Here is a 10,347-nt window from a genome sequence, read left to right as displayed (position 1 = left end):
GTGTAGAACTGCACAAATAGATGGCTTGTTCACGCAGACTATTCCAAGGAACGGGGTTCCTCCACTCGTGTGCGGGAATTCGACCGGCTCACAAGTAAGTTAAAGCCAGCTCAGTCGTCGGCGGGAGGCTCGCGGCGAACCGCCTTGAGCCGATACATCATCAGATCGGCCGGGACACCGCTGGTCTTGGCCGACAACACCTGCCGGCGGGCCCGCTTGGCCGTCACGCCCAACTCTTCGAGGTCACCGGGCTCGATACGCTCCAGCGTCGCCCCGGACACCACGATCCCGCCCTTGACGGCGCGCTCCATCACCCGGGCGGCGATATTGACGTCCACGCCCAGCCAATCGTCGGCCAACCGCTGCGGCCGTCCGGTGTGAACACCGGCCCGCATCCGCGGCGTGAATCCGTTGACCTCGACCGTTGCGATCGCATCCTGGGCTTGCAGCACCGCGCCGACCGCGATCAGCGGCTCGCGGAACACCGCCATGATCCCGTCGCCCATCCGTTTGACGATGCGGCCACCGGCGTCCAGCAGCGGCGGTTCGACCGCCTGCGACACCCGCCGCAGCAGGGTGAGGGTGGCGTCGTCCCCGGAGCGCAACGACCACGTCGAGAACCCGACCAGGTCGGTGAAGACCAGCGTCGCCTCAGGATTGCCGGGGGCGCGTGAGATCCGCTCGGTCAACGCCTGCCATATCTGCAGCGCCCCCAGGCTGACCTCGCGCGAAGCCGCGGAGCGATCGCCCATCAGCCGGCCGGCCGCCCGGGCCGCCGCCTGCGGTCCCCCGTCACCCGCGGTGGAGAGCGGATCGCCGAACTCGGGGTCGCCGGGCAGCGCTCGGCGCACCCGCCGGACCAAGTCGACCACCCGCACATCGTTTGTGGTGCGGTTCAACCAGCCCGCGGCTTCCTCGAGGGAGAACGAACGGCGGCGGCTCGACGAGGCATGCTCCGCTATCTCCACCACCTCCCCGAGCTCGTCAGCCTGCCGATCGACCGGCTCGAGGTCCATGCGCCCCAGCGTAGGTGGCGGTCGCGGCCACCGGCAACGGCAGAGGCACGTGGCACACGCCACGGTCGACGATCCCGTCGCGACGCGCCACCGATAATGTAGACAACATGTGTTGTCACAATTATGGTTGTGTCAGGTTCGTCAGACAGGAGACGTGATGACCGTTACGCCGACCACGTCCGCCGAGCGGGCATCCGAGCCCGCGGAGCAGAGTGCCCCCGCACCGACCCCGCCCAAACCCGCGCCGGCCGTGGAGCCGTTGAACGCCGAATCGCTGACCTGGAAGTACTTCGGGGATATCCGCACCGGCGTGATGGGCATGTGGATCGGCACCATCGAGAACATGTACCCCGGCCTGGGCGCCGGCGTGGAGGACCACTCCAGCCTGTGGCGTGAACCGCTGCAGCGGGTGACCCGGTCGGTGTACCCGATCATGGGCGTGGTCTACGACGGCATGCGCTCCCAGTCCACCGGCGCGGCGATCCGCGACTACCACCGCGACATCAAGGGAACCGATGCGCAGGGCCGGCGCTACCACGCGCTGGACCCTGAGACTTTCTATTGGGCCCATGCGACATTCTTCATGTTGATCATCAAGCTGGCCGAGTACTTCTGCGGCGGGCTGACCGAGGCCGAAAAGCACCAGCTCTTCGAAGAGCACGTGCAGTGGTACCGGATGTACGGCATGAGCATGCGCCCGGTGCCCAAGTCCTGGGACGAGTTCTGCGAGTACTGGGACCGGGTCTGCGAAGAAGAGCTGGAGATGACACCGGCCGCGCAGGGCATCCTGGACATGCGCATCCCCAAGCCGTGGTTCGTGATGATGCCCACCGGCGTATGGGATCAGCTGTTCAAGCCGGCGCTGGCCGCCCAGCGCTGGGTGGCCGCCGGGCTATTCGAACCGGTGGTGCGCGAGAAGGCCGGGCTGCGCTGGTCCGAAGGCGACGAGGTGCTGTTCCGGCTGCTGGGCAAGGCCGCCCACCTGGCGTTCAGCGTGGTCCCCGAGGAGATCCGGCTGCATCCGCGTGCGCTGGCCGGCTACCGGCGCGAGCAGGGCAAACTCCCCGCCGACGCACCGCTGGAAGAGGCGCCGTGGTTCAGCGGACCGCCGAAGGACCGGCGCCGCAACGGGATGCACTACGTCCCGCCGGTCAGCCGGGGCATGAAGCTGGTCGAGCGGGCCGGGGCGTTCGTGCACAGCACCTTCTCGCTGGCCGCCGGCGGCGGCCTGGCTCCGCGGCCGCCGCGCCGTAAGGCCGCCTAAGACCGGGCGCCGCGCTGCGCCCGCGCGCTCTGATACAGGCAGATCGCCGCGGCGGCAGCCACATTGAGGCTCTCCGCGCCGCCGGCCATCGGGATGTGCACCCGATGGTCCGCGGCGGTCACCGCGGCCGCCGGCAACCCCTGGGCCTCCGGGCCGAACAACCAGGCGCTGGGCGCGGTCAGCACCGGATCGGCATCGTCGAGACTCAGGTCGCCGTCCAGCGCCGTGGCCAGCAGCTGCAGCCCCGACTCCCGCAGCGCCGCCAGCACCGCATCGGTGTCGGCGGCCACCACCACCGGGACGTGGAAGACGCTGCCCGCCGAGGCGCGCAGGCACTTGCCGTTGTAGGGATCGACACTGTTGCCGGTCAACACCACCAGCCCGGCCCCGGTGGCGTCGGCGATACGGATCAAGGTGCCGGCGTTACCCGGCTCGCTGATGCCCACCGCGACGGCCACCAGTTGCGGCCCGTCGGCCAGCAACGCGCCCAGGTCCGGTTCGGGAATTGCGCAGACCGCGACCAATCCGGCCGGGGTGACGGTGTCCGACAAGACTTTTGCCGCCCTATCGGTGACCTGGTGCACCGGCGCGCATACTGACGCCAGCAGCTCGCTGTGCCGTTGCGCCGCCGATTCGGTGGCGAAGACCTCCAGGGCCAGACCGCGACGGACCGCCGCCTCGACCAGATTGGGACCCTCCGCCAGGAAGCGCTGTTCGCGCTTCCTGGCGACGTGCCGGTGCAACTTGACCGCCGCGACCACCCGGGCCGAGCGTTCGGTCAGCATCCCGGAAAGACCCAGCAGGGTCAGGCGGCCTCGCCGGAGGGCGCGTTGACATCCTCGGGCAGCGCGGCCTTGGCGACCTCGACCAGCGCGGTGAACGCTGCCGCGTCGCTGACGGCGATCTCGGCGAGGTTCTTGCGGTCCACCTCGACACCGGCGGCCTTGAGGCCCTGGATCAGGCGGTTGTAGGTCACGCCGTTGGCGCGGGCCGCCGCGTTGATCCGGGTGATCCACAGCTTGCGGAAGTCGCCCTTGCGGGCGCGACGGTCACGGTAGGCGTAGGTCAGCGAGTGCAGCTGCTGCTCTTTGGCCTTGCGGTACAGCCGCGACCGCTGGCCACGGTAGCCTTTCGAGGCCTTCAGGATGGTGCGACGCTTCTTCTGGGCGTTGACTGCCCGCTTCACGCGTGCCATGGGGTGTTCCTACTCTCGTTGGGACGTAAGGGATTTGCGTTGCGTAAAGCGGCTGTCAGCCGTTCAGCATCTTGTTGACGCGCTTGACGTCGGCAGCAGCCACCTCGGTGCGCCCGGCCAGCCGGCGAGTGCGGGTGCTCGGCTTGTGCTCGAGCAGGTGGCGACGGTTGGCCTTCTGCCGCATGATCTTGCCGGTGCCGGTACGACGGAACCGCTTCGAAGCGCCACTGTGAGTTTTCGCCTTGGGCATGTTTCCTCAGTTCTGATATTCGGTGTCAGTTTTCGGGTTTGGACTCGGCCGCGTCGGCCGCGCTGTCCGGGGCCGATGCGTTGGGCTTTGCGCCCGCACCGGCGTCTTCGGCAGCCTTGGCCCGGGTCTTCGCGCCGCGGTGCGGTGCCAGCACCATCGTCATGTTGCGCCCGTCCTGCTTGGCGGAGGTCTCGACGAACCCGTACTCGGCGACATCGGCGCCCAGTCGCTGCAGCAGGCGGTAGCCCAGCTCGGGCCGGGACTGCTCACGTCCGCGGAACATGATCGTCACCTTGACCTTCGCCCCGGCTTCGAGGAACCGGACCACGTGGCCCTTCTTCGTCTCGTAGTCGTGGGGGTCGATCTTGGGGCGCAGCTTCTGTTCCTTGACGACGGTCTGCTGCTGGTTCTTGCGAGACTCGCGCTCCTTTTGAGCCGCCTCGTACTTGTACTTGCCGTAGTCCATGATCTTGCAGACCGGCGGTTTCGCGGTCGGGGCTACTTCGACAAGGTCGAGATCGGCATCCGCGGCGACGCGAAGCGCATCCTCGATGCGCACGATGCCTACCTGCTCCCCTCCCGGGCCGATCAAACGGACCTCAGGTACGCGAATGCGCTCGTTGACGCGGATCTCAGTGCTGATGGGACCTCCCTGGGTAGTCTTCGGTTCGCGGCCGCCGCAGTGTTCGTCCGGACGCAGCGGCGGAAGAAACCACCCACCAGCAAAAAAGCCCTGCACGAAGCAGGGCCCGATGCCGACCGGTCGCGGCCCGAAACCATCGGGTCGCCTGCGCCCTGCGCAGAGCAGGCGGTTCGCACCGCCTGCGACCGGACCACTACACCTACGGATCACTCCGTGGCTAGTGGTGGGAGGGAACTCCACTTGCAGTCCTGGCGTACGCCGGGACGGTCGCGGCCTACAGTCTAACAGCAGTTCGGCATTCCTCCAGCCCGGCCGTTTCGCCCCGTCGCGCTCACGGCATTCTCCGGCTGAACTGCCTATCCTCGCGGGTTATGAGGCTCGGCAGTATCCGCCGCGCGGTGTTCGCCCGGCACGCCAACCCCTGGAGCGCCTGGAGCCGCTGGGCGACGACGCCGTTGATCCTGCTTCCGGTGTGGCGGCGGTCCTGGCGCGACGCCGCCTGGGTGTCGGTGTGGTTCGCGCTGAACCCGGTGATCTTCGGCGAACCCGCCGATCAGACGGCCTGGTCGACGCGCGCGATGCTCGGCGAGGAGCAGTGGATCACCGACCGGCCCCGCGACGCCGCCCTGCTGGTGAACCTCGCCGGCAGCGCCGCGACGGCAGGGGCCCTGCTCAGCGCCCGCCGCCGGCGACTGCTGCCGGCGGTGGCGGCCACCGCCGCGGCGATGACGCTGACCATGGGCTACTGGGCGTTGATGGTCCGCTACCTCGATCACCGGCGGTACCGTGGCGCACATGGGTGACGATCCAGGCGACCCGCAGCCCGACACCGGTTACGACGACACCGGCGTGCCGACCTTCGAATCGGTGCGCGAGAAGATCGAGAACCGGTTTCAGACCTCGATCGGCGCGCAGGAACTGGACGCGGAGACCCCGGAGGGCCGCACCGTCGAGAGGCAGTACCAGGACCGACAGCAGGCCGCCGCCGACCGGTTGGAGCAGATCCGCGCCTCGATGCGCGACGACGAGCACTGACAGGTGCGGGCCTTCACCATCGCCGAACGGCGAAACCGTTTGGCACGCCGGCATTTCCTGACACCTGAGACCGCGACTGAGCCGATCACGCGGATAGCGGCCACGCTGATCGGTCTGCACGCCACCGATCCGGCCACCCCGTATCTGTCGCTGTGGGCGCGCTCGTCACCGTTCACCGTCGCCGACCTGGACAGTGCGCTGTATGAGAAACGGTCCCTGATCAAACAGCTGGCGATGCGCCGCACCCTGTGGGTCATCGACTCCACCGGGCTGCCCGCCGTGCAGGCCGGCGCCAGCGACCGGGTCGCCGACGCCGAACGCCGCCGGCTCATCGCCGACGTCGCCAAAGCCGGTGTCGCCGAGGACGGCGCACGCTGGCTGGCGCGCGCCGGCGCGGCGGTGCTGCGACACCTCGGGGAACACGGCCCAGCCGGCAGCGCCGAGCTGCGCGCGGCACTACCCGAACTGGCCGGCACCTATGACCCCGCACCCGGCAAGGCCTACGGCGGTCAGACCCACCTGGCCCCGCGCGCGTTGACCGTGCTCGGCGCCCAGGGCGACATCGTGCGCGGACCCAACGACGCCGGCTGGACCTCGTCGCGGCCGCGGTGGGCGACCGCCGCGGACTGGCTCGGCGAGCCGGGCGAGCCGATCTCCGCCGAGGAGGCGCAGGAACGACTGGTCGCCACCTGGCTGCGCGCGTTCGGCCCGGCCACCGCCGATGACATCAAGTGGTGGTTCGGCACCACCAAGACCGCGGTCCGAAAAGCGTTGAGCGGCATCGGCGCCGTCGACGTCGACCTGCACGGAACACCCGGGTACGCGCTGCCCGACGACCTGGAATCCGAGCCCGAACCCGAGCCGTGGGGTGCGCTGCTTCCCGGCCTCGACGTCACCACGATGGGCTGGTATCACCGCGACTGGTATCTCGGCGAGCACCGCGGCCAGCTCTTCGACAACTACGGCAACGCCGGACCCACGGCGTGGTGGAACGGCCGGATCGTGGGCGGCTGGTGCCAGAACGACTCCGCCGAGGTGCAGTTGCAGCTGCTCGAGGATCCGGGCCGGCCGGCGCGTCAGGTGTTGGAGCAGCGGGCCAAGCAGCTCACCGCCTGGTTGGACGGGGTGCGAGTGGCGCCGCGGTTCCCGTCGCCGCTGGTCAAGGGAGCGCGCCGCTAAGCGCTGGCCTTGCGTCGCCGCTTCGCGGACTTGGCGGGTTTGGCCGGTGCGGCGCCGAGGATCTCGGCCAGGAACTTGCCGGTGTAGCTCTCCGGAACCGCCAGCACGTCCTCGGGTGTTCCGGTGGCCACCACCGTTCCCCCGCCGGCCCCGCCTTCGGGGCCCATGTCGATGATCCAGTCCGCGGTCTTGATCACATCCAGGTTGTGCTCGATGACGATCACCGTGTTGCCCTTGTCGACCAGGCCGTTGATGACGCCGAGCAGTTTGGCGATGTCCTCGAAGTGCAGCCCGGTGGTGGGCTCGTCGAGGATGTAGACCGTCCGGCCCGTGGAGCGCTTCTGCAACTCCGAGGCCAGCTTCACCCGCTGCGCCTCTCCCCCGGACAGCGTCGGCGCCGGCTGGCCCAGCCGTACATAGCCCAGCCCGACGTCGACCAGGGTGCGCAGGTAGCGGTGGATGCCGGTGATCGGCTCGAAGAACTCCGCCGCCTCCTCGATCGACATGTCGAGCACCTCGGCGATGGTCTTTCCCTTGTAGTGCACCTCCAGGGTCTCCCGGTTGTAGCGGGCGCCGTGGCATACCTCGCAGGGCACATAGACATCCGGCAGGAAGTTCATCTCGATCTTGATGGTGCCGTCGCCGGTGCACGCCTCACACCGGCCGCCCTTGACGTTGAACGAGAACCGTCCCGGTAGATAACCGCGCACCTTGGCCTCGGTGGTGGCCGCGAACAGGGTGCGGATCTTGTCGAACACCCCGGTGTAGGTGGCCGGGTTGGACCGCGGGGTGCGCCCGATCGGTGACTGGTCGACCCGCACCAGCTTGTCCAGGTGATCCAGGCCGGTGATCCGGGTGTGCCGGCCGGGAACCAGCCGGGCGCCGTTGAGCTTGTTGGCCAGCACCGACGCCAGGATGTCGTTGACCAGCGTCGACTTGCCCGACCCGGACACCCCGGTGACCGCGGTGAGCACGCCCAGCGGGAACGCCACATCGACGCCGCGCAGGTTGTGCTCCCGGGCGCCGACCACGCCGAGCTGGCGCTTGGCCTCCACCTGGCGGCGAATCTGCGGCACCGCAATGCTTTTCGCGCCCGACAGGTAGGCGCCCGTGATCGAGTCGGTGTTGGCCACCAACTCGGCGTAGGGCCCGCTGTGCACGATCCGCCCGCCGTGCTCGCCGGCCGCCGGACCGATGTCGACGATCCAGTCGGCGTGCGCGATGGTGTCCAGGTCGTGCTCGACCACGATCAGGGTATTGCCCAGGTCGCGCAGCCGCACCAGGGTTTCGATCAGCCGGCGGTTGTCGCGCTGATGCAGCCCGATCGACGGCTCGTCGAGCACGTAGAGCACCCCGACCAGACCCGAGCCGATCTGGGTGGCCAGCCGGATACGTTGCGCCTCACCGCCGGACAATGTTCCGGCCGCCCGCGACAGCGTCAGATACTCCAGACCGACGTCGAGCAGGAAGCTCAGCCGGGACTGGATCTCCTTGAGCACCTGGCCGGCAATGGCCTGTTCCCGCGGGCCCAGCGTCAGCGCGTTGAGGAAGTCCGAGCACTCCGCGATCGACAGCTCGCTCACCTGCGCAATGGATTTGCTGCCGTAGTCGCCGGCGGTCATAGTCACCGCCAGAATCTCCGGCTTGAGCCGGGTGCCGGCGCACTCCGGGCACGGCACATCACGCATGAAGCCGGCGTAGCGTTCCTTCATCTGCTCGGATTCGGTCTGCTCCATCTTGCGCTGCAGGAACGCCATCACACCTTCGAAATCGGTGTAGTAGGAGCGGGTCCGGCCGTAACGGTTGCGGTAACGCACGTGCACCTGTTCGTCGGAGCCCTCCAGGATCGCCTTGCGTGCCTTGGCCGGCAGCTTGCGCCACGGGGTGTCGACGTCGAAGCCCATCGACTCGCCGAGGCTGGCCATCATCCGGGTGAAGTACTCACTGGTGGGGCCCATCGACCACGGCGACACCGCGCCCTCGGCCAGGGTGCGGTCCGGGTCGGGCACCACCAGGTCCGCGTCGACCTCCTTGCGGATGCCCAGCCCGGCGCATTCGGGGCACGCCCCGTAGGGCGAGTTGAACGAGAACGACCGCGGCTCCAGGTCGTCGACCGCCAGCGGGTGACCGTTAGGGCAGGCCAGTTTCTCGGAGAACCGCTGCTCGCGGTGCGGGTGGTCGTCCTCGCGGTCGACGAACTCCAGCACCACGATGCCGTCGGCCAGCCCCAGCGCGGTCTCGATCGAATCGGTGAGCCGCTGCTTGGCGCTGGCCTTGACGGTCAACCGGTCGACGACGACCTCAATGTCGTGCTTCTCCTGCTTCTTGAGCTTGGGCGGGTCGGTGAGCGAATGCACCACCCCGTCGACCCGGACCCGGCTGTAGCCCTGGGTGTTGAGCTTCTCGAACAGGTCGGCGAACTCGCCCTTGCGGGTGCGCACCACCGGCGCCAGCACCTGAAACCGCAGCCCCTCGTCCATGGCCAGCACCTGGTCGACGATCTGCTGCGGGGTCTGGCGGGCGATGCGCTCACCGCAGACCGGGCAGTGCGGGGTACCGGCACGGGCGTACAGCAGCCGCAGATAGTCGTAGACCTCGGTGATGGTGCCGACCGTCGAGCGCGGGTTGCGGTTGGTGGACTTCTGGTCGATGGACACCGCAGGCGACAGGCCCTCGATAAAGTCGACATCCGGCTTGTCCATCTGGCCCAGGAACTGGCGGGCGTACGCCGACAGCGATTCGACGTAACGGCGCTGGCCCTCGGCGAAGATCGTGTCGAAGGCCAGCGAGGACTTACCGGAACCGGACAGCCCGGTGAAGACGATCAGCGCGTCCCGCGGCAGGTCCAGGTCGACACTGCGCAGGTTGTGTTCACGCGCACCCTTGACGATCAGCCGGTCAGCCACCCGTCCATGCTAGGTGGCGCTGCCGACACGCAGCTCACGGCCAGTACGGTGGCGGATATGACGCGTGAGATCTCGGTTGACGACACCTACACCGGCCACGTCGAGCCCGGCACCGCCGCCCGCCGCACCCTGCCCGGGGCCACGATCATCAAGACGTCGGTAGGCCCGATGGACAACAACGCCTACCTGGTGACCTGCACCAACACCGGCAAAACACTGCTGATCGACGCGGCCAACGACGCCGAGACGCTGCGGGCGCTGGTGCGCGACCACGCTCCGGAGGTAGCGCTGATCGTCACCAGCCACCAGCACTTCGATCACTGGCAGGCGCTGGCCGAGCTCGTCGAGGTGACCGGAGCGCCGACGGCGGCGCACGCGCTGGACGCCGAGCCGCTTCCGGTGACCCCCGACCGGCTGCTGGCCGACGGCGACACCGTGACCGTCGGAGAGCTGAGCTTCGACGTGATCCACCTGCAGGGCCACACCGAGGGCTCGGTGGCGCTGGCCCTGGACGGCACGGCCACCGGCGGGGTCACCCAGCTGTTCACCGGCGACTGCCTGTTCCCGGGCGGCGTCGGCAAGACCTGGCAGCCCGGCGATTTCGAGCGGCTGCTCGGCGACGTGAGCCGCAAGGTGTTCGACCGGTTCGGTGACGACACCGTCGTCTACCCCGGCCACGGCGACGACACCACAATCGGGACCGAGCGCCCGCACCTGTCGGAGTGGCACGAACGGGGTTGGTGACCGTACTCCGGTCCTGACGCGCCACCCCGATACTGCGCCGCAAAACCCCTTGCCATCAGGCACGACGCGCCTATACTGAGGCCCTTCGAGGGGGGCCGGAGGCTGCGGAGGGGCG

General features: G+C 68.7%; 11 protein-coding genes. 5 read left to right on the top strand and 6 right to left on the bottom strand.

The features are described 5' to 3' along the window. Positions 1-110 precede the first annotated feature (110 nt). The gene (locus AWC24_RS00970) at positions 111-1,016 is read right to left on the bottom strand and encodes an adenylate/guanylate cyclase domain-containing protein (protein WP_085081638.1); all 906 of its coding nucleotides are present in this window, start codon (positions 1,014-1,016) and stop codon (positions 111-113) included. A 157-nt stretch (positions 1,017-1,173) separates the two neighbouring features. Between AWC24_RS00970 and AWC24_RS00965 the strand changes: the two genes are divergently transcribed. After that, positions 1,174-2,280, top strand: coding sequence for an oxygenase MpaB family protein (locus AWC24_RS00965; RefSeq protein ID WP_234807203.1), 1,107 nt, complete (start codon positions 1,174-1,176; stop codon positions 2,278-2,280). On the opposite strand, the gene AWC24_RS00960 is transcribed toward AWC24_RS00965, so the two are convergent. The 4 genes from AWC24_RS00960 to infC are packed head-to-tail and all read right to left on the bottom strand — an operon-like array spanning position 2,277 to position 4,425. Next, positions 2,277-3,065: a TrmH family RNA methyltransferase gene (locus AWC24_RS00960; protein ID WP_085081636.1), complete on the bottom strand. Its 789-nt coding sequence runs from the start codon at positions 3,063-3,065 to the stop codon at positions 2,277-2,279. The genes AWC24_RS00965 and AWC24_RS00960 overlap by 4 nt on opposite strands. A 20-nt stretch (positions 3,066-3,085) precedes the next feature. After that, positions 3,086-3,475, bottom strand: coding sequence for a 50S ribosomal protein L20 (rplT, locus tag AWC24_RS00955; protein WP_013828758.1), 390 nt, complete (start codon positions 3,473-3,475; stop codon positions 3,086-3,088). Positions 3,476-3,530: 55 nt separating this feature from the next. Continuing rightward, on the bottom strand, positions 3,531-3,725 hold the full coding sequence (gene rpmI / locus AWC24_RS00950) for a 50S ribosomal protein L35 (RefSeq protein WP_085081635.1): 195 nt from the start codon (positions 3,723-3,725) through the stop codon (positions 3,531-3,533). A gap of 25 nt (positions 3,726-3,750) precedes the next feature. Further along, entirely contained in the window at positions 3,751-4,425 is a 675-nt protein-coding gene (infC, locus tag AWC24_RS00945; RefSeq protein WP_085081673.1) for a translation initiation factor IF-3, read from the bottom strand. A 314-nt stretch (positions 4,426-4,739) separates the two neighbouring features. Here infC and AWC24_RS00940 point away from each other — a divergent pair, with 314 nt between their 5' ends. Genes AWC24_RS00940 through AWC24_RS00930 form a run of 3 tightly spaced genes read left to right on the top strand, consistent with a single transcriptional unit; the run spans position 4,740 to position 6,582 of the window. Then, positions 4,740-5,171, top strand: a complete 432-nt coding sequence (locus tag AWC24_RS00940; RefSeq protein WP_308494585.1) for a DUF6653 family protein — start codon at positions 4,740-4,742, stop codon at positions 5,169-5,171. After that, on the top strand, positions 5,164-5,403 hold the full coding sequence (locus tag AWC24_RS00935) for a hypothetical protein (protein ID WP_085081634.1): 240 nt from the start codon (positions 5,164-5,166) through the stop codon (positions 5,401-5,403). Before AWC24_RS00940 ends, AWC24_RS00935 begins: the two co-directional genes overlap by 8 nt. Positions 5,404-5,406: 3 nt before the next feature. Beyond that, complete coding sequence (locus AWC24_RS00930) at positions 5,407-6,582, top strand: winged helix DNA-binding domain-containing protein (protein WP_085081633.1); 1,176 nt, start codon at positions 5,407-5,409, stop codon at positions 6,580-6,582. Here AWC24_RS00930 and uvrA read toward each other — a convergent pair. Then, positions 6,579-9,488 (bottom strand): excinuclease ABC subunit UvrA, encoded by a 2,910-nt coding sequence (gene uvrA, locus AWC24_RS00925; protein ID WP_085081632.1) that lies wholly within the window; start codon positions 9,486-9,488, stop codon positions 6,579-6,581. The two genes, AWC24_RS00930 and uvrA, sit on opposite strands and share 4 nt — an antisense overlap. Before the next feature lie 57 nt (positions 9,489-9,545). Between uvrA and AWC24_RS00920 the strand changes: the two genes are divergently transcribed. Next, on the top strand, positions 9,546-10,232 hold the full coding sequence (locus tag AWC24_RS00920; protein ID WP_085081631.1) for an MBL fold metallo-hydrolase: 687 nt from the start codon (positions 9,546-9,548) through the stop codon (positions 10,230-10,232). Positions 10,233-10,347: the final 115 nt, after the last annotated feature.

The sequence above is a fragment of the Mycolicibacter senuensis genome, from assembly GCF_002101885.1.
Taxonomy (GTDB): Bacteria; Actinomycetota; Actinomycetes; order Mycobacteriales; family Mycobacteriaceae; genus Mycobacterium; species Mycobacterium senuense.
This window is presented reverse-complemented; position numbering and strand designations above follow the sequence as displayed.

What these genes read in the sequence shown, in the direction of transcription:
- AWC24_RS00965 (WP_234807203.1), top strand. Translation starts at nt 1,174, where the DNA reads ATGACCGTTACGCCGACCACGTCCGCCGAGCGGGCATCCGAGCCCGCG.
- rpmI (WP_085081635.1), bottom strand. Translation starts at nt 3,725, where the DNA reads ATGCCCAAGGCGAAAACTCACAGTGGCGCTTCGAAGCGGTTCCGTCGT.
- AWC24_RS00940 (WP_308494585.1), top strand. Translation starts at nt 4,740, where the DNA reads ATGAGGCTCGGCAGTATCCGCCGCGCGGTGTTCGCCCGGCACGCCAAC.
- AWC24_RS00935 (WP_085081634.1), top strand. Translation starts at nt 5,164, where the DNA reads ATGGGTGACGATCCAGGCGACCCGCAGCCCGACACCGGTTACGACGAC.
- AWC24_RS00970 (WP_085081638.1), bottom strand. Translation starts at nt 1,016, where the DNA reads ATGGACCTCGAGCCGGTCGATCGGCAGGCTGACGAGCTCGGGGAGGTG.
- AWC24_RS00960 (WP_085081636.1), bottom strand. Translation starts at nt 3,065, where the DNA reads ATGCTGACCGAACGCTCGGCCCGGGTGGTCGCGGCGGTCAAGTTGCAC.
- AWC24_RS00920 (WP_085081631.1), top strand. Translation starts at nt 9,546, where the DNA reads ATGACGCGTGAGATCTCGGTTGACGACACCTACACCGGCCACGTCGAG.
- rplT (WP_013828758.1), bottom strand. Translation starts at nt 3,475, where the DNA reads ATGGCACGCGTGAAGCGGGCAGTCAACGCCCAGAAGAAGCGTCGCACC.